The organism is Sphingomonas hankookensis (assembly GCF_022664465.1).
Lineage (GTDB): Bacteria > Pseudomonadota > Alphaproteobacteria > Sphingomonadales > Sphingomonadaceae > Sphingomonas > Sphingomonas hankookensis.
Genome location: NZ_JAKREV010000011.1, coordinates 22692 through 43722 on the forward strand (window position 1 = coordinate 22692; position 21031 = coordinate 43722).

Below are 21031 nucleotides of genomic sequence, written 5' to 3' on the forward strand. Positions count from 1 at the left end.
ATGGCCGATCTCAAGCTCGGCAAGCTGCCCGACCGCACCCCGGTCAAGCTGGCCATCACCATCACGCCCGACCTCCAGTCGTCGCTGCAGGCCTATGCTGCGGCCTATGCCTCGACCTACGGCATCGAGGAGCCGGTCACCGAATTGATCCCCGCGATGTTGTCGGCCTTCCTCGAAAGCGATCGGGCGTTTGCGCGCGAGCGCGACGCGCGGGCACGGGGGCAGAAATGATCGAGCGGGCATGGGAAAGGAAGATCGAGCCGCTGACGGTCCGCGTGGCAACGGCGGTCCGGATTACCGGCCTCAGCCGCTCGCGCATCTACGAGCTCATCCAGTCGGGCGACCTCGAGACGACGAAGGTCGGCCGTGCTACGCTGGTCCAGTATCGCAGCCTCAAGCGGTTGACCGACAATGAGGGTGGCGGAGAGGGGCATTCCGGACGTGTTTTGCCCCGCGACTAACCTAGCTCCGTAAACGCCGTGTCGAGACGTGCCAGACGGTCGGCGATCGCCCCCTTGACGCTGGCATGGACGTCGTCGGCGAAGTCGTCCGGCATTGCTTCTCGCGCGATGTCCGCGGCCGTGACGGCTTTTTCGCGAATGTCGGTGATGACCTTGTCGATGGTGGTTGGGCCGATACCCGCGGCTTTCGCGGTCTGGACGAAGTGCCGGCCCAGGACTTCCTCGATCCGGTAATGGCGGCCCGTACCCGCTGACATTGCCAACCGGAAACTCTTCTGTGCCAGCTGTCCGCGATCAACAACGGCTTGGACGCTCAGCACGTCGTAGAAGGGCGTCAGCATGAAGCCGCCGCCCGGACGCAGGAAGAGGCTGAAGTTTTTCGCATGTCCGTCGGTCGCGCCGATGAGCCAGAAGATGATTTGGCTCGACAGGAATGTCGCCTGATCCTCGGTCGGATCGTCACTGCCGCCGAGCAGTCTTATGATGTCCGCCGCGGCGGGACCGCCTTCGCTTTGGTATTTCCGGGAGGATGGCACGCCGAGTGCCTGGCAGCAGTCTTCCTGCGGAACGCGCAGCAGTCGGCCATCGGCGAGCCATTGGCGATCGAACCGCTCGACGACCAGCGCGCGGCGCCCCCCGAAGGTGACGATCTCGGTTTTCGCGACCGGCAAGCCGAAGGCGCCTAGCAGCGCCAGACAGTAATGCTCGTTGTCGACACTGGCGGTCATGTCGACCGTGCCGGTGGAGGTCGGAATCTCGCCGAGCTGAGGTTTTAGGATATGCGTTGTTGGAGTCGCTCCGATTGGACGCAGCCACTGGCCATCGTGGCGCAGCAGCGCGGTCTTCTCCTGCGCACCGGCAATTGAGATCCGGAACTCCTGATCGGGGTCGATCCCCAGTGGCGCACCTTTGAGATTGTCGAGGAGGTGTTCGATATCCTCGTCGCGCAACGCTTCGCCCCGTACCTCGCCTGTGGCGTCAATGGCTTCACCGTCGGGCAGGAACCGCATCGCGCCCACGCAATCCCGGCCGATGCGGGCCAAGAGACTGTACGGATCGGTACCTTCGGCACCGGTGCGCTCTGCCACGCGGCGTCGAACATCGGCGCTGTCGGGAAGCAGGTTGTCGAAAACGGCGAGTACCGGCGCGCCGCGATAAGTGGTTGCGCGAAGCGGCAGCGACAGCGAGGCCGCAAATGCGTGCTCCCACTCGAGCCAGCTCTGGTCATAGCGGAACGATACGGCGCCGCTCGCTTCCTTCTCGAGGCGGCCGACGAGGCGATTGTTGATCAGCACATTCAGGGGAATGTGGGTCTTGCGGCGTGCCATTGTCAGAAGATTTCGCTCAGGTCGGCTCCGCCCTTGCTGCGCGGTGCGATTTGCATGTCGAGGTCGAGCGCTGCCAGGATGCCGAACAGGGTGTCGAGCTTGGTACCCGTCTGCCCGCTTTCGATGCGAGAGATGGTCTTCTGCCCGGTGCCGACCAAGGCTGCCAGTGCCTGTTGGGTGAGATTGCGCCGAATCCGCGCGTTATGGATGAGGGCGCCGAGCTGTTTGGGAGAGCGTGCAATGTGGGCCACAGAAGACGCCTTTCGGTAACGGCATACCCCGTAAGGGATAAAGTAGCAATATACCGCACAGGGCATATGGTCAATTTATACCGTGCAGGGGATAATGCCAATTTATACCCCGTAAGGTATGGCTAACCCTTGGCCATGCTAATCGCAAATCAGGCCAGCGAACGCGCGCATGGGCTGGCCCGTGGGATCAATCGCTGATCGGTTGAGCTGGCTTCTGCGCGCCCGGTGCCCGGGGTTGTGCGGTAATCCTCGCGATAGCCAATGCTCTGATCGAACGCGTCAGCCGGCATTTGCCGTTGCTTCTGCAACCGAACTCGACGGGAGTGCGACGATCCTGTCCGTGTCAACGATCACGGAGGAAGCGGATTTCTTTCTCGAGCATACGGACGAACGCTGGTCGACCGGTACCTCGATCGACGACGGGGATTGAACCGGGGGGTGTGACAGAACCTCGGACACGATCCGATCCTGTCCGAGGTTTCGTCATGGCGTCGTGGCGGTGCCGGGGCTAGCCCGTCGCCCTCTTGCCGAAATCGGCCCTCACGACATTCCCTCCGTCGCACAACCTGTCGAGATAGTCGGACCAGTGCTGCATCATGTCCACGCGCTCGTCCCAATACTCGCCCCGTGCGTAGATGCGCCGCACCTGGTTGGTATCGACATGCGCGAGTTGCCGCTCGATCGCGTCGGGATTCCACTTGCCCATCTCCTTGAGCAGCGTGGCGCCCATCGCCCTGAACCCGTGCGCCGTCATCTGGTCGGTCGTGTAGCCGAGCTTGCGCAGGCCCTGGTTGACGGTGTTCTCGGACATCGGCTTTCGAGGCTTGCCGAGGCAGGGAAACAGATATTTCCACCAGTGCGTGTGCCCGCAAAGCTCCTTAAGCATCGCGATGACTTGCCGCGACAGGGGCACGCGGTGCGGCCGGCGCATCTTCATGCGCTCGGCAGGCACGAACCAGATCGCCTCGTCGAAATCGATGTCGCTCCATTCCGCTTGCCGAAGCTCGCCGGGACGAAGCAATACATGCGGCGAGAGGCGCATGGCTATCACCGTCACCTTGTGGCCGGTGTAGCCGTCGATCGCCCGCAGCAGCGCACCGACCTCTGACGGTCGCGTGATGGCGGCGAAATGCTTGACCTTCGGCACGACGATCGCGCCGCGAAGGTCGGCGGCGACGTCCTTTTCGCACCGGACGGTCGCCACGCCATAGCGAAACACGCGGCTGAGGACGCTGCGCATGCGCCGTGCGCTCTCATAGGCACCGGTGGCTTCCACCGCGCGCAGGACGGCCAGCGCCTCATGCGGCGTGATCTGCGCGATCGGGATGGTGCCGATCAGGGGGTAGGCCTTGGCGAGCAGCCACCGGATCTTGTCGACGGTCACGGGCGCCAGTCCGTCGCGCTCGCATTTGACGAGCCATTCCTCGGCGACTGCCTGGAAGGTGTTCGCCGCCGCGTACTTGGCGGCGATCCGGGCGCGCTTCTTCTCCAGCGCCGGATCGATCCCTTCCGCAAGCTTCTTCTTGGCGTCGTCCCGGCGAGCACGCGCCTCGGCGAGGCTCACGGCCGGCCATCCGCCGAGATGGAGCTTCTTCTGCTTGTCCAGGAACCGATAGTTGAAGCGCCACAGCTTCGAGCCGTTGGGCTGGACGACAAGGTACAGGTTTTGTGAATCGGAGAGTTGCCAGGCCTTCTCCCTGGGCTTGGCGGCGTTGATCTGGATGTAGGTCAGCATGGTCGTTTTCCCAGCAGGGCCGGGTCGATCCGAGGGCATCAAAAAGGGCAGCATTTTGTGGTCGCTGCTGATGCCCATAGGCGGATTTCGCCGGACGATGTCTGGCGATTCTCCGTCGAGAAATGCTGCGAAACCAGTCGCTTACTGGACGATGCTGGACGTATCCAGAGCCAGTAGTGGTGCCCAGAAGAGGACTCGAACCTCCACGACCTTGCGATCGCCAGCACCTGAAGCTGGTGCGTCTACCAATTCCGCCATCTGGGCACGGGGTAGGAGGGCGCCTCTACGGGTGGGTCGGCGGGGTGTCAACAACTTGTTGCGGGTTTTTACGTGGTCCTTGCCGTTTTGCTGCAGGAGCGGCATGGGGGCGGCATACAGGCAGGCATAAGGCGGACTCGATGAAGAACCAGTTGGTGACGCTGTTCGGCGGCGGCGGCTTTATCGGCCGCTATGTCGTGCAGGAATTGCTGAAGGCGGGCGCGCGCGTCCGCATCGCACAGCGCGATCCGCGCCAGGCACTGTACCTGCGTACCCAGGGTGGCCTCGGCCAGACGCAGTTCGTCGCGGCCGACCTGTCGCGGCCCGACACGGTCGCGCGCGCGGTCGCCGGATCGGATGCGGTCGTGAACCTCGTCGGCATCCTCGAGGGTGATTTCGACAAGGTGCATGTCGCCGGCGCGCGGACCATTGCCGAGGCGGCGGCTGCGGCCGGTGCGAAAGCATTCGTGCAGATTTCGGCGATCGGTGCCGATGCAGCTTCGCCGTCCGCCTATGGTCGGTCGAAGGCGGCGGGCGAGGAAGCGGTCCGCGCCGCCTTCCCGACCGCAACGATCCTGCGCCCCTCGATCGTGTTCGGGCGCGAGGACGGGTTCGTCAATCGCTTCGCCGGGATGATCGCCGGGTCGCCCGCGCTGATCGGTCGTCCGATCGTGCCGGTGATGGCGGCGGGCACCAAGTTCCAGCCGATCTACGTCGTCGATCTGGCGCAGGTGGTGGTGAAGGCGCTGGCCGATGCCGACCGCTTCGGCGGGCGGACCTATGCGATCGGCGGTCCGGACGTGATCACGATGGGCGAGTTGAACCGCTGGATCGCGCAGGCGATCGGGCGCGACGTGCGCTTCATCGAAATTCCGAACGATCTGGGCGGGGCGATCGCAGCGATGCCGCTCACTCCGATCAGCAAGGATCAATGGGCGATGCTGTCGCGCGACAATGTCGTCGGCGGCGATGTGGCCGGAATCGAGGCGTTCGACGTGCGGCCGGTGCCGCTGGCGACGGTCGCGCCCGAATGGCTGGTCGTCTATCGCAAGAACGGCCGCTTCAACAAGGTCGCGCGCGCATGACCCCTGCCATGGCGTGGCTCGAAGCCGCGATCCTCGGCATCATCCAGGGGCTGACCGAGTTTCTGCCGGTATCGTCGAGCGCGCATCTGCGCATCGCCGGGGCGTTCCTGCCGTCGCATACCGATCCGGGGGCGGCGTTCACCGCGATCATCCAGATCGGGACCGAGGCGGCGGTGCTGCTCTATTTTCGCAAGGACATCTGGCGCATCGCGACGGCGTGGCTGGGGCAGTTTGCCGGCAAGCAGGATCATGCGGCGCGCGACAATGCGCGGCTCGGCTGGCTGGTGATCGTCGGCACGTTGCCGATCGTCGTGCTGGGGTTGTTGTTCAAGGATGCGATCGAGACGTCGCTGCGCAACCTGTGGTTCACCGCGTTCAGCCTGATCGGCTTCGGCATCCTGCTGGGCATCGCCGATGTCGTCGGGCGGCGGCGCTGGGGAATCGACCGGCTGCGCTGGGGCAGTGGGATCGTGTTCGGCTTTGCCCAGGCGATGGCGTTGCTGCCGGGCGTGTCGCGGTCGGGCGGTACGATCACCGCCGGGCTGTTCATGGGGTTCACCCGCGAAGCGGCGGCGCGCTATTCGTTCCTGCTGGCGATCCCGGCGGTGCTGGCATCGGGGCTGTACCAGCTGCTCAAGACGTGGGGGCAGTTCGGTCCGTACGGGCCGGGACCGACCTTGCTGGCGACCGTCATCTCGTTCGTCGTGGGATATGCATCGATCGTCGGATTCCTGAAGCTCGTATCGACGCGGGGTTATATGGTGTTCGTGGTCTATCGCGTGCTGCTGGGCGGGACGCTGATCTATCTCCTGTCGCAAGGGCAGATCGCCGCTTTGGCATAGGGCCGACACGGCCCTAAAAGCTGTTGTTGCGAATGGTTCTTGAAAAATGACGGTTTATCTCGATCTAATAAGGTCAGTATAGCTTACCTAATAACCGTTTGTTGCGTGACTCTGGCCAATAAATATGCTTTTCGGGCGTCCGGAGGGCATCATGGCCGATCAAGCAATGCTGAAGTTCGTTTCGCGACCACAGGCCTATCCGGCCAAGCGCGAGCCCGAATTGCGCGCCGAGGATTTCCGCGAGATCGCGGAACGCTACGCGCCGCCGACGGCGGAGGATCAGGCGGGACGCTGCTCGCAGTGCGGCGTCCCCTATTGCTCGGTCCATTGCCCGCTGCACAACCACATCCCCGACTGGTTGCGCCTGACCGCCGAGGGGCGGTTGCAGGAAGCGTATCAGCTGTCGAACAGCACCTCGACCATGCCCGAGATCTGCGGCCGCATCTGCCCGCAGGACCGGCTGTGCGAGGGCAATTGCGTTATCGAGTTTTCCGGCCACGGCGCGGTCACCATCGGGTCGGTGGAAAAGTTCATCACCGACACCGCATGGGAAATGGGCTGGGTCGAACCGGTCGCGGTCGGTCCGTCGCGGGGACAGTCGATTGGCATCGTCGGCGCCGGCCCCGCTGGCCTCGCGGCGGCGGAGTGGCTGCGCAACCTCGGTTACGACGTCCATGTCTATGACCGCTACGACCGCGCCGGCGGGCTGCTGACCTATGGCATCCCCGGCTTCAAGCTCGAAAAGCCGGTCGTCATGCGCCGGGTCGAGCGGCTGAAGGAAGGCGGCATCGTCTTCCACGAAGGGTATGAGGTCGGCCGCGACGCCAAGCTCGACGACCTGCGCCAACGCCACGACGCGATCCTGATCGCGACCGGCGTGTACAAGCCGCGCGCGATCAAGGCGCCGGGCATCGGCAGCGGCGGGGTGGTCGACGCGCTCGATTATCTGACCGCGTCGAACAAGGTCGGGTTCGGCGACAGCGTGCCCGCCTATGACGACGGCTCGCTCAACGCGGCGGGCAAGAACGTCGTCGTCGTCGGCGGCGGCGATACCGCGATGGACTGCGTCCGCACCGCGATCCGTCAAGGCGCCAAGTCGGTGAAGTGCCTCTATCGCCGCGACCGCGCCAACATGCCCGGATCGCAGCGCGAAGTGGCCAATGCCGAGGAAGAGGGCGTCGAGTTCGTCTGGCTCTCCGCCCCCGCCGCGTTCGACGATCGCGACGGACAGGTGGTGCAGGTCCGTGCGACGGGGATGCGTCTGGGCGCACCCGACGCCTCCGGTCGCCGCGCGCCGGAAACCGATCCGGGCAACGAGTTCGTGCTCGACGCCGATCTGGTGGTGAAGGCGCTGGGCTTCGATGCCGAAGACCTGCCGACGCTGTTCGACGCACCCGAACTGGGCGTGACCCGCTGGGGTACGGTGCGGGTCGATGGCAAGTCGATGATGACGTCGCTCGACGGCGTGTTCGCGGCGGGCGACATCGTCCGCGGCGCGTCGCTGGTGGTGTGGGCGATCCGCGACGGACGCGACGTGACCGACCGGATGCACGCGTATCTGAAGGCGAAGGCCAAGGCCGAAAGGCAAGCGGCATGAAGTCGCTGTTCCTCGCCGCCGCGCTGCTCGGCGCTGCGCCCGCACTGGCGCAGGCACCGGCTGCCCCGGCAACGACGCAGCCGGTCGATCCGGCGCGGCTGGCACTGGCCGAGCGTACGGTCGCGGTGCTGGTGCCCGAGGGCGTGTATCTGCGGATGATGCGCGATCAATTCCCGGCGATGATGAATGCCATGCTCGGGAGTTTCATGGATACGGTGCCCGGCGGACCGGAGAAACTGCGCGACGCCGATCCTGCATTCAAGGAACGGATGCGGATCATGACGAAGGTGATGGGTGAGGAATTGGGCCCGCTGATGGCCCGGCTGGAACCGTCGCTGCGCACGGGCATGGCTCGGTCGCTCTCGAAACGCTTTACCGCACAGCAACTGACCGATCTCGACGCCTTCTTCGCCACCCCGTCTGGCAAGGCATTTGGCAACGAGTTCATGTTGTTGTTCACCGAGCCGGAAATCATGGCCGAAATGATGAAGATGACGCCGGTCATGCTTCAGGAAATGCCGAACATCATGAAGAAGGTCGAGGCCGCGACCGCGCATCTGCCGCAGCCTCCCAAGCCGAAGGGCGACAAGCAATGACCGACATGACCTCCGAACGCCTCCGCCTCGCCGCCGAAGGCATGTATCGCCCCGAATATGAGGGCGATGCCTGCGGTGTCGGCATGGTCGCCGCGACCGATGGCAAGCCGTCGCGCCGCGTCGTCCAGTCGGCGATCGACGCCCTGCGCGCCGTGTGGCACCGCGGCGCGGTCGATGCCGATGGCAAGACCGGCGATGGCGCTGGCATCCATGTCGACCTGCCGCACCGCTTCTTCGACGATGCGATCGCCGCGTCGGGGCACAAGCCGCTGCACGCGCGTCTCGCGGTTGGCATGGTGTTCATGCCGCGCACCGATCTGGGCGCGCAGGAAACCTGCCGCACGCTGGTCGAATCGGAGATCATCGAGGCGGGCTGGTCGATCTATGGCTGGCGGCAGGTGCCGGTCGACGTATCGGTGATCGGCATGAAGGCGCAGGCGACCCGGCCGGAGATCGAGCAGATCATGATCGCCGGCCCCGCGCCGGAGGACATGGACGAGGCCGAGTTCGAAAAGAACCTGTATCTGGTCCGCCGCCGGATCGAGAAGCGGATCATCGCCGCGCAGATCACCGGCTTCTATTTCTGTTCGCTGTCGTGCCGCTCGATCATCTACAAGGGGCTGTTCCTGGCGGAGAGCCTGTCGGATTTCTATCCCGACCTGACCGACGAACGATTCGAATCGCGCGTTGCGATCTTTCACCAGCGTTATTCGACCAACACCTTCCCGCAATGGTGGCTGGCGCAGCCGTTCCGCTGCCTCGCGCATAACGGCGAGGTCAACACGATCCGCGGCAACAAGAACTGGATGCTCAGCCACGAGATCAAGATGGCGAGCATCGCGTTCGGCGAACGCTCGGAAGACATCAAGCCGGTGATTCCGGCCGGCGCGTCGGATACGGCGGCGCTGGATGCGGTGTTCGAAACGATCTGCCGCTCGGGCCGCGACGCGCCGACCGCCAAGCTGATGCTGGTGCCCGAGGCGTGGCAGGGGGCGCCCGACATGCCGCCGGCGCATACCGCGATGTATGATTATCTCGCCAGCGTCATGGAGCCGTGGGACGGCCCCGCTGCCCTTGCGATGACCGACGGCCGCTGGGCGGTCGCCGGGCTGGATCGCAACGCGCTGCGCCCCTTGCGCTACACCCTGACCGGCGACGGGCTGCTGATCGTCGGGTCGGAGGCGGGCATGGTCCCGGTCGCCGAGACGACGGTGGTCGAAAAGGGCCGGCTGGGGCCCGGCGAGATGCTCGCGGTCGATCTGGGCGAGGGCAAGCTCTACAAGGACCGCGCGATCAAGGACAAGATTGCAGGCGAGGCGGACTATGCCGCGATGACCGGCAAGTTCCTGACGATCGACGACCTGCCCGCCGCGACCGCCGAACCGCTGCGTTACGACCGTGCCGAACTGGCGCGGCGGCAGGTGTGCGCCGGGCAGACGCTGGAGGATATGGAGCTGATCCTGTCGCCGATGGTCGAAGGGGGCAAGGAAGCGATCGGGTCGATGGGCGACGACACCCCGCTGGCGGTCATTTCCGACAAGCCGCGGCTCATCAGCCATTTCTTCCGCCAGAATTTCGCACAGGTCACCAATCCGCCGATCGACCCGTTGCGGGAGCGCTATGTCATGTCGCTCAAGACGCGGTTCGGCAATCTCGCCAACATCCTCGACACCGGCGACCGGGCGAGCGCGGTGCTCGTGCTGAACAGCCCGGTGCTGACCAACACCGACTGGCTGCGGTTGAAGGCGCATTTCGGCGCCCAGGCGGCGGAGATCGACTGCACCTTCCCCGCGGGCGAGGGGCCCGAGGCGCTGCGGACCGCGATCGCGCGCGTGCGGGCGCAGGCCGAACAGGCGGTGCGCGAAGGGCGCAGCGAGCTGTTCCTGACCGACGAGCATCTGGACGCGACCAAGGTGCCGATCGCCGGCGTGCTGGCGGCGGCGGCGGTGCATACGCATCTGGTGCGCAAGGGGCTGCGGTCCTACGCCTCGATCAACGTGCGCTCGTCGGAATGCCTCGACACCCATTATTATGCGGTGCTGATCGGCGTCGGTGCGACGACGGTGAACGCCTATCTGGCCGAAGCCGCCATCGCCGACCGCCACACGCGCGGGCTGTTCGGCGAGATTTCGATGGACGAGGCGCTCAAGCGCCACCGGACCGCGATCGACGAAGGGCTGCTGAAGATCCTGTCGAAGATGGGGATCGCGGTGATCTCCAGCTATCGCGGCGGGTATAATTTCGAGGCGGTCGGCCTGTCGCGTGCGCTGGTCAACGACTTCTTCCCCGGCATGCCGGCCAAGATTTCGGGCGAGGGCTATCATTCGCTCCACGTCAACGCGACGCAGCGCCACGACGCGGCGTTCGACAGCGCGGTGGTGAACCTGCCGATCGGCGGCTTCTACCGCCAGCGTGGCGGCGGCGAGGCCCATGCCTATTCGGCGCAGCTGATGCACCTGCTCCAGACCGCGGTCGCGACCGACAGCTATTCGACGTACATGCAGTTTTCGCGGGGCGTGCGGGACTTGCCGCCAGTGTACCTCCGCGACGTTCTCGAATTCAACTTCCCCGAACAGGGCGTCGCGATCGAACAGGTCGAGGCGATCACCGAAATCCGCAAGCGCTTCGTGACGCCGGGCATGTCGCTCGGCGCGCTGTCGCCGGAAGCGCATGAGACGCTGGCGATCGCGATGAACCGTATCGGCGCGAAGGCGGTGTCGGGCGAGGGCGGCGAGGATTCGATCCGCTATCAGCCGTACGAGAATGGCGACAACGGCAATTCGGTCATCAAGCAGGTGGCGTCGGGCCGGTTCGGCGTCACCGCCGAATATCTCAACGCCTGCGACGAGATCGAGATCAAGGTCGCACAGGGGGCCAAGCCCGGCGAGGGCGGGCAGTTGCCCGGCTTCAAGGTGACCGAGTTCATCGCCAGGCTGCGCCATGCTACGCCCGGCGTCACGCTGATCTCGCCGCCGCCGCACCACGACATCTATTCGATCGAGGATCTGGCGCAGCTCATCTACGACCTGAAGCAGATCAATCCGAAGGCGCGGGTGTGCGTGAAGCTGGTCAGCTCGGCCGGGATCGGCACGGTCGCGGCGGGCGTGGCGAAGGCGCATGCCGACGTCATCCTCGTGTCGGGCCATGTCGGCGGGACCGGTGCGTCGCCGCAGACGTCGATCAAATATGCCGGCACCCCGTGGGAAATGGGGCTGTCGGAGGTCAACCAGACGCTGACACTGAATGGCCTGCGCGGGCGGGTCGTGCTGCGGACCGATGGCGGTCTCAAGACCGGGCGCGACATCGTCGCCGCCGCGATCCTGGGCGCGGAAGAGTTCGGCATCGGCACGCTGTCGCTGGTGGCGATGGGCTGCATCATGGTGCGCCAGTGCCATAGCAACACCTGCCCGGTCGGCGTGTGCGTGCAGGACGAGCGGCTGCGCGCCAAGTTCACGGGGACCCCGGAAAAGGTCATCAACCTGATGACCTTCATCGCCGAGGAAGTGCGCGAAATCCTGTCGCGCCTCGGCGTGCGGTCGCTCGACGAAGTGGTCGGGCGGACCGAGTTCCTGCGGCAGGTCAGCCGTGGGGCCGAGCATCTCGACGATCTCGACCTCAACCCGATCCTCGCCAAGGTCGATGCGGACGAGAGCGAGCGGCGGTTCAGCCTGTCGACCTTCCGCAACGCGGTGCCCGACAGCCTCGATGCGCAGATGATCCGGGATGCGGCGGCGGTGTTCTCGCGCGGTGAGAAGATGCAGCTGACCTATTCGGTGCGCAACACCCACCGCGCGGTCGGCACCCGGCTGTCCTCCGAGATCACGCGCAAGTTCGGCATGTCGAAGCTGGCCGACGGCCATGTCACCGTCCGCCTGCGCGGCTCGGCTGGGCAGAGCCTCGGCGCGTTCCTGTGCAAGGGGATCAAGCTGGAAGTATTTGGCGACGCCAACGACTATGTCGGCAAGGGGCTGTCGGGCGGGATCATCACCGTGCGGCCGATGGTGTCGTCACCGCTCAAGAGCCATGAGAACACCATCGTCGGCAATACCGTGCTGTACGGCGCAACCAGCGGCAAGCTGTTCGCGGCGGGGCAGGCGGGCGAGCGCTTCGCGGTACGCAATTCGGGCGCGACCGTGGTGGTCGAGGGCTGTGGCGCCAACGGCTGCGAATATATGACCGGCGGGACCGCGGTCGTGCTGGGGCGGACCGGCACGAACTTCGGTGCGGGGATGACCGGCGGCATGGCGTTCATCTACGACCATGACGACAGCTTCGAACGCAACCACAATCCCGAAAGCATCACGCTCCACCGGCTGGGGACGGCGCATTGGGAAGGGGTGCTGAAGGGCCTGGTCGCCGAACATCATGCCAGCACCGACAGCCGCTGGTCGGGCGCGATCCTCGAGGATTGGGACCGCGCGAAGCGGCGCTTCTGGCAGGTGGTGCCGCGCGAGATGCTGACCCGGCTGGCTCAGCCGCTGAGCGACGAGCCGCCGGCCGTCCGCGCCGAAGTGGCGGCCTGACCGGTCAGCCGGTGCGGCAGGACAGGGTGGCTTCGGGGGGCGTGGCGAACAGCCACGCCTCCGCCTCGTCCACCTCGTCGAAATAGCGCGTGTCGCGCCCCTTGGCGGCACGTCGGATCTGCATCGCCGCCAGCGACCGCCCGACGACGAACGCGATGCGCCGCGACCGATAATGCGGGTCGGCCAGCACCTGCTGGAACCCCGTCACGCTCTCCGACGCTTGAATATCCATCGCCCGAATATCCACCAACGACAAATGGTCATTGGGTCGCGCCTTTAGTATGCGGAACGCCGCGTTGCGTTCGGTTACGAAGCGCGTGATGTCCGCCGGTTCGAAGAAGCCGGACATACTGATCCGCATCAGCCCGCGCGGAACGTCGTTGATGATCGAAAAGCTTGCTTCCATGGTGACAGCATCGCGCAACACCGGTTTCCACATCGTTACTTCGACCAAAAACAACGTCTTGACACCAAAGGACGATCATAAATTGCGCAATGCTACCGATTGCGTGCTGTAGGGCGAACCGCCAGCCAGCCGAATCCGGCATAGATGGCGAGCGCCGGCCAGCCGCCATCGGTCGCAAAGAGATAGGCGATACCGATCATGGTGAGGATGGCGGCGGCGACCATCGCGATCCGCAGGGGCAGCGACGCGGCGAGCATTGCCGCCCCCGTGACGCTCGCCACCACCGCCTGCACCCCCAGCCAGGCATAGGAGGCGGTGGCGCCGATCGATCCCGTCACGGGCAGCTTGACGGTGGCATAGCCGCGCATCGCATTGGGAAAGCTGTCGGCGGCGAGATGCAGCCCGATGCCGATCGCCAGCCCCGCTGCCACCGGTCGCCAGCGCGTGGCGAACAGCGCAAGGACGATCGGGAGCAGCGAATGGGTCAGGGCGCTGCGATGGCCGATCGGCAGCAACAGGTCGAGATCGGGCAGCGTCGTACCGGCGATGCCCGCCGTCACCACGGCCACCGCCTGCACCCATGGCCGCGGCGAACGATCGGCAAGGACGATGCTTGCGACCAACCACAACAGGCTCACGAGCAATCCCACACGAATCCCCTTCCGCCCGGCAATCACGCCGCCTAACACGGGACCATGTGGCAGCTCCTGCAATTCCCGCTATGTCCCTTTTCGCGGAAAGTCCGCCTGCTGCTGGCCGAAAAGAGCATCGGCTATCAGCCGGTGCGCGAATCGCCCTGGGCACGGCGCGACGAATTCCTGCACATCAACCCGGCGGGTCAGACGCCGGTGATGATCGATGACGCCGCCGGCATCCGGCTGATCGATTCGATGGCGATCTGCGAATATATCGAGGAGACGGGCGACAAACCGGCGATGCTGAACGGCAGCGCCGCCGATCGCGCCGAACAACGCCGGCTGGTGACGTGGTTCGACACCCAATTCTACCGCGAGATCACCGGCCCGCTGCTGATGGAGCGGATGGAGAAGCGCATCGTCCACCGCCAGACGCCCGACACGCGCGTGCTGCGCGAGGCGATGAAGGCGGCGGTCGAGCATCTCGACTATATCGATTACCTGCTGGATCATCGGCAGTGGATCGGCGGCGCGACGATGAGCCTTGCCGATCTGGCCGCCGCGGCGCAGATTTCGATTGCCGACTATCTGGGCGGGATCGATTTCAAGACGCACGACCTTGCCAAGCGCTGGTATGTCGGGATGAAGAGCCGGCCGAGCTTCCGCCCGCTGCTGGCGGAGCGGATGGAGGGCGTGCCCCCGCCGGCGGATTATGAGAAGCTCGACGTCTGAAGCCGTTCCCTCTTTGCCTCTTCCCGTTCGGTTCGAGTAGCGATCGAGCGTAGTCGAGAGCGCGTATCGAGAACGCCTCTCCCCGGGCAGCAGTTCTTGACGGACGCTTCTCGACAGGCTCGAAGCTGCTCGAACCGAACGGATGGGTTCGGGGCCTGGGTGTCCTAGGGCCTGTGGGGATTCACAAAGTGTGATGGATGTGATTCAGGCTTTGGATGGATCGCGACGTACTCACAGACGCCCAGTGGGCGAGGATTGAGCCGCATTGTCTGGGCAAGCGGACTGACCCTGGCCGGAGTGGCAGGGACAATCGGCTGTTTGTGGAGGCGGTGCTGTGGATTGCGCGCACGGGCAGCCCGTGGCGCGATCTGCCTGGACGCTTCGGCAACTGGAGTACGGCCTTCCGGCGTTTTCACGACTGGCGCGAAGCCGATGTCTTCAAACGGATATTCGACGCGCTATCGGACGAGTCGGACCTCGAATACGCCATGGTCGACGCCACCATCGTCAAGGTCCACCGTCATGGTCAGGGCGCAAAAGAGGGACTCAGAGCCAGGCATTGGTCGCTCCAACGGCGGCATGACGACCAAGATCCTCGCGCTGACCGATGCACTGGGCAACCTCGTGCGCTTCCGCCTGATGCCGGGACACAGTTTCGACACCGTCGGCGTTCCGCCGTTGATCGACGGGATCGCCTTCGACGGCCTGATCGCGGACAAGGCATTCGACAGCAATGCCATCATCGCCGACCTCGACGAGCGCGGGGCGGCGGTCATTATCTCGCAGCATCCACGGCGCATCGGCGCGCGCAAGATCGACGCCGCCATCTACACATGGCGCCATCTCATCGAGAACTTCTTTTGCAAGCTCAAGGAGTTCAAGCGCGTCGCCATGCGTGCCTGCAAGACCGACTGCAGCTTCGAGGCCATGATCTACCTCGCCGCCGCGGTCATCAACTCACGATGAATCCCCACAGATCCTAGAACGAATAGGACGTCATGATCAGCAGGCCGCTTTGCGAGCCGCGGCGGAAGCGGACCTCCTTTTCGGTGCCGGGCGGGGCCTGATTCTCGACGAAGCCGTCGCCGAGGAGTTGAGTGTTGACGTCGTAGAGGACGCCGATGCCGATGTTGAAGCTGGCGGAGGTTTCCTGTCGGCGGCGCAGGCCGATCATGACACCCGCGCCGATCGCGTCGATGATATTGTCGGTGCCCGGCTGGATCGCCATGAATGGTCCGATCCCGAAATTCTTGCGCCGGTTGTCGCAATCCTCCTTCTGATCGGGATAGTCCTTCATCGTGTCGCAAAAGGCGCCGCTATAGTTTCCGAGTGCGGCAGAGGGCGGCGTGAAGAAATAATGCGATTCGAGGATCAGTCGCGCGCGGACATTTTCGGTGCGGGTGACGCGGACGATATTGTCGACGATCGTCGCTTCCTTGACGCGCTGGTTGTTGCCGAGATCGTAGGAGAAGGCGACGCCGATGCCGAAATCGATGCCGCCGAATTTCTGGCGGCCATCATCGTCGTCGGCCAGATTGGCGGGGCTGGTCGTGACCTTTGTGCCCGCCGCATCGGTGGTCGTGGTGACGACGCCCTGCTTGGCGGCGGCAACGGCTTCGGCACTGGGTGCGATGGTCTGGGCATAGGCGGCCGGCGACAGGCCGGCGAGCGCCACCGGCAACAACAGACGAATCATGATCTTTTCCCCCGGATCGATGCGAACGCGGGAGATACGCCCCCACCGGACCATAGTCGGTCGCGGCATGGCGTAGCGGGCAGCTGGCTTCGTTCCGGAGGTAATGTGCGGGAATTGCGTTGAAATCGGAGGGTTTGGATCACGCGCAGCGGTCAAAGTTCACTAAGTTCACACTCGTGCGCGTTTCGTGACACGCATGACCTTGCCCGTCGCGGCAGGGGGCAGGATGGACGGAATCAAAGAGCGCCAGCGATTATGGCGATGCGACCGCGTGTAGGAAACCGTTACCCGCCCAGCGCCTTTTGCCGCCGGCGCTGTACCGACGAACCGAGCCCGATCGCCTCGCGGTACTTCGCGACCGTCCGCCTCGCGATGTCGAAGCCCTTGGCGTTGAGCAGTTCGACCAGCGTGTCGTCGGACAGGATCTTCTTGGGGTCCTCGCCCGCGATCAGCGTGCGGATCGCGTCCTTGACCGCCAGCGCCGACACCGCCTCACCACCATCGGCCGACTGGATCGCCGAGGTGAAGAAGAATTTCAGTTCGAACAGCCCGCGCGGGCAGGAGAGATATTTGTTCGAGGTCACCCGGCTGACGGTTGATTCGTGCATCTCGATCGCTTCGGCGACCTTGGCCAGCGTCAGCGGGCGGAGATGGGCGACGCCCTGACGAAAGAACGCCTCCTGCTGCTTCACGATCTCGGTCGCGACCTTCAGGATGGTGCGCTGGCGCTGGTCGAGCGCCTTGACCAGCCAGTTGGCGCTGGCGAGGCAGTCGGACAGCCACGCCTTGGACGATTTGTCGCCATTGGCGCTGAGTTCGGCATAATAGCCGCGATTGACCAGCACGCGCGGCAGGGTGGCGCCGTTGATTTCGACCGCCCAGCCAGCGGCGCGGGGCGCGACGAACAGGTCGGGGACGACCGATTGCGTGCGCTCCCCGCCGAAGCGGCAGCCGGGTTTCGGATCGTAGCTGCGCAGCTCGCGGATCATGTCCGTCAGGTCTTCGTCGTCGACGTCGCAGATGCGGCGCAGCTGCGGCAGCGCGCCGCGCGCGACGAGGTCGAGATTGTCGATCAACCGCGCCATGCAGGGATCGTAGCGGTCGACCTCCGTCGCCTGGATCGTCAGGCATTCCGCCAGGCTGCGCGCGCCGACGCCGCTGGGGTCGAAGGTCTGGACGATGCCCAGCACCGCTTCGACGCGGGCGAGCGGCACGCCCAAGCGGTTGGCGATGTCGAGCAGCGAGGCCGACAGATAGCCGCATTCGTCGATCTGGTCGATGATCGCGCTTGCGATGAACAGCTCGGCCCCGGCGACGCAGGCGCCGGCCTGTTGCAGCAGATGGTCGGTGAGCGAGATGTCGTCGCTGGCGAAGGCGTCGAGGTCGGGCGCGTCCTCATAGCCGCCGCTACCGGTCGCCGCGAGGCCGAGGCCGCCGTCGAGCGAGCCGACGCCGTCCGACGCGCTGTCGTGGTGGAAGGTTTCGCCCAAGTCCATGTCGAGCGATTCGCCGCTCGCCGCGCCGATCCCGAGCAGTTCGTCCGACCCGGCGGGTTCGCTGGAGACGGGCGCTTCGCGCGCTTCGAACGGGGCGTCGTCTTCGCTGCCGGTGCTGCCCGAATCGAGCAGCGGGTTCCTCTCGACCTCTTCGGCGATGAACCCCTCGATCTCCAGATTCGACAGCGCGAGCAGGCGGATCGCCTGCTGCAGCTGCGGCGTCATCACCAGCGATTGCGACTGGCGCAGGTCGAGGCGAGGGGCGAGGCTCATGGCGGTTAGAGTTCGAACCCTTCGCCGAGATAGAGCCGGCGGACATTGGCGTCGGCGACCAGTTCGGCGGGTGATCCGGCGAACAGCACCCGCCCGTCATAGATGATGTAGGCGCGGTCGACGATTTCCAGCGTCTCGCGGACATTGTGATCGGTGATGAGCACGCCGATGCCGCGCGATTTCAGCTGGATGACAAGGTCGCGAATGTCGGCGATCGAGATCGGGTCGATGCCGGCGAACGGTTCGTCGAGCAGGATGATCGTCGGATTGGCGGCCAGTGCGCGGGCGATCTCCGCCCGCCGCCGCTCGCCACCCGACAGCGCCATGGCGGACGCCGTGCGCAGGCGGGTGAGACCGAATTCGTCGAGCAGCTGTTCGAGCCGCGCGGCGCGCGCCGTCTTGTCCGGCTCGGCCAGTTCGAGGACGGCGAGGATGTTCTTTTCGACCGACAATCCGCGGAAGATCGAGGTTTCCTGCGGCAGATAACCGAGCCCCAGGATCGCGCGGCGATACATGGGCAGCGCGGTAATATCCTCGCCGTCCAGCAGGATACGGCCGGCATCGGGCTTTACGAGGCCCATCGCGGAATAGAAGCTGGTGGTCTTGCCCGCGCCATTGGGGCCGAGCAGGCCGACGACCTCACCGCGACCAACCGACATCGACACGTCGGACAGTACGACGCGCTTGTCGTACGACTTGGCGATCGACACGACCGACAGGCCGCGATCGGACGGAATCTCCGCGAACGGGCGGGCTTCGGTGGCGGGAGTCAGCAGGGTGGTGTCGGGCATCGGCAACGTCCTGATCGCATGGCGATGGTTATCGAAGCGTTACCGCTGCGACTTTGGCAGGATTATTGCATGACGGGCGGTGAAAAGGGAAGTGCGGATCGGTGGTTCGGGTTGGATACGCGGCCAGTTTACAGCGACGTCCGCTATCCATTCCGTCACCCCGGGCCTGACCCGCGATCCGCTTCTTCCCCGCGTCAGGAGATGCGGGACGTCGGGTCAAGCCCGGGGTGACGATGGGGCCTGGGTTTTCGGCTTGTTACCGAGCGTCACCTGCCCGAGTGGGCGTCGCATCGGCGACGCAGTCGAAGCACTAATTCCGCTTGGGCACCGAGAAGCGCCCGGTCACGCGTCCGCCGCTCTGCTGTACGCCGCTGCTGCCGGGCGTCGTGCCGCCGCCCACGCCCGATCCGTCGATCGTCGCGCGGCCGGTGTCGAGGTCGATCGACAGCCGCCCGCCGTTCAGGGTGTTGGCACCCTGGGTCAGCCGCACGCCGCCGATCATCGTCACCACGCGGCGGTTGATGTCGTAGACGGCGAAGCGCGACTTGGCGGTCTGGTCGGGCCGGGTCAGGGTGACGTTGCCCGTCGCGTCGATCCGCGTCGCCTGTGGCGCGCCGTCGGTGATCTGTCCGGTATAGGCGATGACGACCCGGTCGGCGTTCAGCGTCATCGTCGACTGGCGGAACACCGCGCCGCCGGTGAAGACCGCACGCTGCTGCTTGTCCTGCAACTCGATCGCGTTGGCCGAAATGTCGATCGGCGCGTTCGAATCATGTCGCGTCTGCGCCGGGGCGGACCCCGCGATGGCGAGGAGGCCGATGGTGGCGACAAGGCCCGGTAGCGCATGGCGAATCATGGGCGACTATTTCGTGCGTGCGGGGTCGATGCGCAAGCGCGCATTGCCGGTGAGGCGCACGGTGCGTTCCTCGAGATCGGCGTCGAGGCGGTCGCCGCTGAAATTGCCCATCGACGTGGTGCCGGTGACCGCGCTGCCGCTGCGCAGGCGGCGGGTCTTGAGGTCGACGGTCGCGTTGGTGGTGTCGAGCGAATAGCCGTTGGCGGCGCGGAACTGGATCGGCCCCAGCACATCGACCTGTTCCGAACGCATGTCGTAGCGCCCGCGCGGTGCCGTCAGGCGGGCAGGACCATCGGCAAGGCGGATGCCGGCGGCCAGTTCCTGCATCTGTACGATCGGTTCGGCCGAACTCTTCTGCACCGCCGACCCGGCATCGATTACGAATGGCTGGCCCTTGGCATCCTGTCCGCGATATTCGGCGGCGCGCAGCCGCATGCGTTCCTGCGCGACGTCGACCTTGTTTTTGTCGAGCACGAAGCTGGTATCGCCGCGCATGAACAACGGCGCCATCACCAGGAACGCCGCCAGCACGCCGATGGCGATCGGCAGCGCGATCATCAGCAGCGCGATCAGCCGGTCGTGCGCACTGCCGGGCGCAGCGCGGCGCTGGCGGCGCGAACGTTCCTGGCGGGCGATCTCGGACATGGTTGAGCGGCGTCCTTAGATGTGGGCGAAAATGTCGGTTTCGGGCCAGCCGGCGAGGTCGAGCCGCGCACGGTGCGGCAGGAAGTCGAAGCAGGCCTGTGCCAGATCGGTGCGGCCTTCGCGGGCGAGGCGCTTGGTCAGCTCCTCGCGCAACGCGTGGAGGAAGCGCACGTCGGACGCGGCATAGTCGCGTTGCGCTTCCGACAGCACCGGCCCGCCCCAGTCGGACGATTGCTGCTGCTTGGAGATATCCTGTCCCAGCAGTTCGCGGACCAGCTCCTTCAGCCCATGGCGGTCGGTGTAGGTGCGCACCAGCCGCGACGCGATCTTGGTACAGAAGACGGGAGCGGCGACGACGCCAAGATAATGCTCGATCGCCGCGAGGTCGAAGCGGCCGAAGTGATAGAGCTTCACCCGCGCCGGATCGGCCAGCACCGCCTTCAGGTTCGGCGCGGCATAGTCGCTGCCGGGGTTGAAGCGGACGAGATGCTGGTCCTCGCCCCCGTCGGACAGCTGGACCACGCACAGCCGGTCGCGCGGGGTGATGAGGCCCATCGTCTCGGTATCGACGGCGATGTCGGCGCCCGGCGCGAAGACGCCCTCGGGCAGGTCTTCTTCATGGAAATACACGGTCATGGTCTGCGCCTAGCGGTTGCAGCGCGTTTTGAAAACTCGCTGGCGCGAGTTTTGCGGTGCCGGCCCGCTCCCCCGCCCGGCCACCCACAGCGTATCCTCGATGGCTTTTGAGGATTTGCGGCCGTCGAAGATCCTGACGCGCCAGTCGTCGACCGCCACTCCCGGCACGGCGTCCGCCGCCGCCGCGAC

The 21031-nt window shown here is 65.4% G+C and carries 20 protein-coding genes, 1 tRNA gene and 1 pseudogene; 9 read left to right on the forward strand and 13 right to left on the reverse strand.

Translation table 11 applies throughout. The features are described 5' to 3' along the window. Window positions 1-231 carry a DUF2274 domain-containing protein gene (locus MF610_RS17940; protein WP_058732929.1) on the forward strand — a complete coding sequence of 77 codons (231 nt, stop codon included), beginning with the start codon at window positions 1-3 and terminating at the stop codon, window positions 229-231. Next, window positions 228-461, forward strand: a complete 234-nt coding sequence (locus MF610_RS17945) for a MerR family transcriptional regulator (RefSeq protein ID WP_242201648.1) — start codon at window positions 228-230, stop codon at window positions 459-461. The genes MF610_RS17940 and MF610_RS17945 overlap by 4 nt, the downstream gene beginning before the upstream one ends. Here the strand turns inward: MF610_RS17945 and MF610_RS17950 are convergent. The 4 genes from MF610_RS17950 to MF610_RS17965 all read right to left on the reverse strand — a co-directional run bounded on the left by MF610_RS17950 (window position 458) and on the right by MF610_RS17965 (window position 4039). Continuing rightward, on the reverse strand, window positions 458-1789 hold the full coding sequence (locus MF610_RS17950; RefSeq protein WP_242201650.1) for a type II toxin-antitoxin system HipA family toxin: 1332 nt from the start codon (window positions 1787-1789) through the stop codon (window positions 458-460). The two genes, MF610_RS17945 and MF610_RS17950, sit on opposite strands and share 4 nt — an antisense overlap. A gap of 2 nt (window positions 1790-1791) precedes the next feature. Continuing rightward, window positions 1792-2040, reverse strand: coding sequence for a helix-turn-helix domain-containing protein (locus MF610_RS17955; protein ID WP_242201652.1), 249 nt, complete (start codon window positions 2038-2040; stop codon window positions 1792-1794). Window positions 2041-2548: 508 nt separating this feature from the next. Then, on the reverse strand, window positions 2549-3775 hold the full coding sequence (locus tag MF610_RS17960; RefSeq protein WP_242201654.1) for a tyrosine-type recombinase/integrase: 1227 nt from the start codon (window positions 3773-3775) through the stop codon (window positions 2549-2551). A 177-nt stretch (window positions 3776-3952) separates the two neighbouring features. Continuing rightward, window positions 3953-4039, reverse strand: a tRNA-Leu gene (locus MF610_RS17965). A 134-nt stretch (window positions 4040-4173) separates the two neighbouring features. Here MF610_RS17965 and MF610_RS17970 point away from each other — a divergent pair. The 5 genes from MF610_RS17970 (at window position 4174) to gltB (ending at window position 12676) form a co-directional block, all read left to right on the forward strand. Next, on the forward strand, window positions 4174-5118 hold the full coding sequence (locus MF610_RS17970) for a complex I NDUFA9 subunit family protein (protein WP_242201656.1): 945 nt from the start codon (window positions 4174-4176) through the stop codon (window positions 5116-5118). Further along, complete coding sequence (locus MF610_RS17975) at window positions 5115-5960, forward strand: undecaprenyl-diphosphate phosphatase (RefSeq protein ID WP_242201658.1); 846 nt, start codon at window positions 5115-5117, stop codon at window positions 5958-5960. The genes MF610_RS17970 and MF610_RS17975 overlap by 4 nt, the downstream gene beginning before the upstream one ends. A 151-nt stretch (window positions 5961-6111) precedes the next feature. After that, window positions 6112-7557 carry an NAD(P)-dependent oxidoreductase gene (locus MF610_RS17980; RefSeq protein ID WP_242201660.1) on the forward strand — a complete coding sequence of 482 codons (1446 nt, stop codon included), beginning with the start codon at window positions 6112-6114 and terminating at the stop codon, window positions 7555-7557. Further along, on the forward strand, window positions 7554-8153 hold the full coding sequence (locus tag MF610_RS17985; RefSeq protein WP_242201662.1) for a DUF2059 domain-containing protein: 600 nt from the start codon (window positions 7554-7556) through the stop codon (window positions 8151-8153). The genes MF610_RS17980 and MF610_RS17985 overlap by 4 nt, the downstream gene beginning before the upstream one ends. Further along, on the forward strand, window positions 8150-12676 hold the full coding sequence (gltB, locus tag MF610_RS17990) for a glutamate synthase large subunit (RefSeq protein ID WP_242201664.1): 4527 nt from the start codon (window positions 8150-8152) through the stop codon (window positions 12674-12676). Before MF610_RS17985 ends, gltB begins: the two co-directional genes overlap by 4 nt. Before the next feature lie 4 nt (window positions 12677-12680). On the opposite strand, the gene MF610_RS17995 is transcribed toward gltB, so the two are convergent. Both MF610_RS17995 and MF610_RS18000 read right to left on the reverse strand, forming a co-directional pair. Continuing rightward, entirely contained in the window at window positions 12681-13103 is a 423-nt protein-coding gene (locus MF610_RS17995) for an STAS/SEC14 domain-containing protein (RefSeq protein ID WP_242201666.1), read from the reverse strand. Window positions 13104-13174: 71 nt separating this feature from the next. Next, window positions 13175-13732 carry a hypothetical protein gene (locus tag MF610_RS18000; protein ID WP_242201668.1) on the reverse strand — a complete coding sequence of 186 codons (558 nt, stop codon included), beginning with the start codon at window positions 13730-13732 and terminating at the stop codon, window positions 13175-13177. Window positions 13733-13777: 45 nt separating this feature from the next. On the opposite strand from MF610_RS18000, the gene MF610_RS18005 reads away from it, so the two are divergent. After that, window positions 13778-14449: a glutathione S-transferase family protein gene (locus tag MF610_RS18005; RefSeq protein ID WP_055784663.1), complete on the forward strand. Its 672-nt coding sequence runs from the start codon at window positions 13778-13780 to the stop codon at window positions 14447-14449. Between the two features lie 215 nt (window positions 14450-14664). Then, a pseudogene (locus MF610_RS18010) lies at window positions 14665-15415 on the forward strand (IS5 family transposase). Between the two features lie 13 nt (window positions 15416-15428). Here MF610_RS18010 and MF610_RS18015 read toward each other — a convergent pair. The 7 genes from MF610_RS18015 to MF610_RS18045 form a co-directional block, all read right to left on the reverse strand. After that, a complete protein-coding gene (locus tag MF610_RS18015) occupies window positions 15429-16145 on the reverse strand; it encodes a hypothetical protein (protein WP_242201670.1) in 717 nt (238 codons plus the stop codon). 284 nt (window positions 16146-16429) lie between these two features. Continuing rightward, a complete protein-coding gene (rpoN, locus tag MF610_RS18020) occupies window positions 16430-17914 on the reverse strand; it encodes an RNA polymerase factor sigma-54 (protein ID WP_242201672.1) in 1485 nt (494 codons plus the stop codon). 5 nt (window positions 17915-17919) lie between these two features. Then, complete coding sequence (gene lptB, locus MF610_RS18025) at window positions 17920-18705, reverse strand: LPS export ABC transporter ATP-binding protein (RefSeq protein ID WP_242201674.1); 786 nt, start codon at window positions 18703-18705, stop codon at window positions 17920-17922. A 310-nt stretch (window positions 18706-19015) separates the two neighbouring features. Continuing rightward, window positions 19016-19561, reverse strand: a complete 546-nt coding sequence (locus tag MF610_RS18030) for an LptA/OstA family protein (protein WP_242201675.1) — start codon at window positions 19559-19561, stop codon at window positions 19016-19018. A 6-nt stretch (window positions 19562-19567) separates the two neighbouring features. Next, entirely contained in the window at window positions 19568-20206 is a 639-nt protein-coding gene (gene lptC / locus MF610_RS18035) for an LPS export ABC transporter periplasmic protein LptC (protein ID WP_242201676.1), read from the reverse strand. 15 nt (window positions 20207-20221) lie between these two features. Continuing rightward, window positions 20222-20842, reverse strand: a complete 621-nt coding sequence (locus tag MF610_RS18040; RefSeq protein WP_242201677.1) for a ribonuclease D — start codon at window positions 20840-20842, stop codon at window positions 20222-20224. Window positions 20843-20851: 9 nt separating this feature from the next. After that, a partial coding sequence (locus tag MF610_RS18045) for a hypothetical protein (protein WP_242201678.1) occupies window positions 20852-21031 on the reverse strand: 180 nt, incomplete at its 5' end.

Excerpts from the sequence above, each read along its gene's own strand:
- MF610_RS18030 (WP_242201675.1), bottom strand. The coding sequence starts at position 19,561 with ATGATTCGCCATGCGCTACCGGGCCTTGTCGCCACCATCGGCCTCCTC.
- MF610_RS17985 (WP_242201662.1), top strand. The coding sequence starts at position 7,554 with ATGAAGTCGCTGTTCCTCGCCGCCGCGCTGCTCGGCGCTGCGCCCGCA.
- MF610_RS18015 (WP_242201670.1), bottom strand. The coding sequence starts at position 16,145 with ATGATTCGTCTGTTGTTGCCGGTGGCGCTCGCCGGCCTGTCGCCGGCC.
- MF610_RS17945 (WP_242201648.1), top strand. The coding sequence starts at position 228 with ATGATCGAGCGGGCATGGGAAAGGAAGATCGAGCCGCTGACGGTCCGC.
- lptC (WP_242201676.1), bottom strand. The coding sequence starts at position 20,206 with ATGTCCGAGATCGCCCGCCAGGAACGTTCGCGCCGCCAGCGCCGCGCT.
- MF610_RS18005 (WP_055784663.1), top strand. The coding sequence starts at position 13,778 with ATGTGGCAGCTCCTGCAATTCCCGCTATGTCCCTTTTCGCGGAAAGTC.
- MF610_RS17940 (WP_058732929.1), top strand. The coding sequence starts at position 1 with ATGGCCGATCTCAAGCTCGGCAAGCTGCCCGACCGCACCCCGGTCAAG.
- lptB (WP_242201674.1), bottom strand. The coding sequence starts at position 18,705 with ATGCCCGACACCACCCTGCTGACTCCCGCCACCGAAGCCCGCCCGTTC.
- MF610_RS17950 (WP_242201650.1), bottom strand. The coding sequence starts at position 1,789 with ATGGCACGCCGCAAGACCCACATTCCCCTGAATGTGCTGATCAACAAT.
- MF610_RS18040 (WP_242201677.1), bottom strand. The coding sequence starts at position 20,842 with ATGACCGTGTATTTCCATGAAGAAGACCTGCCCGAGGGCGTCTTCGCG.
- gltB (WP_242201664.1), top strand. The coding sequence starts at position 8,150 with ATGACCGACATGACCTCCGAACGCCTCCGCCTCGCCGCCGAAGGCATG.
- MF610_RS17980 (WP_242201660.1), top strand. The coding sequence starts at position 6,112 with ATGGCCGATCAAGCAATGCTGAAGTTCGTTTCGCGACCACAGGCCTAT.
- MF610_RS17960 (WP_242201654.1), bottom strand. The coding sequence starts at position 3,775 with ATGCTGACCTACATCCAGATCAACGCCGCCAAGCCCAGGGAGAAGGCC.
- MF610_RS17970 (WP_242201656.1), top strand. The coding sequence starts at position 4,174 with ATGAAGAACCAGTTGGTGACGCTGTTCGGCGGCGGCGGCTTTATCGGC.
- rpoN (WP_242201672.1), bottom strand. The coding sequence starts at position 17,914 with ATGAGCCTCGCCCCTCGCCTCGACCTGCGCCAGTCGCAATCGCTGGTG.
- MF610_RS17975 (WP_242201658.1), top strand. The coding sequence starts at position 5,115 with ATGACCCCTGCCATGGCGTGGCTCGAAGCCGCGATCCTCGGCATCATC.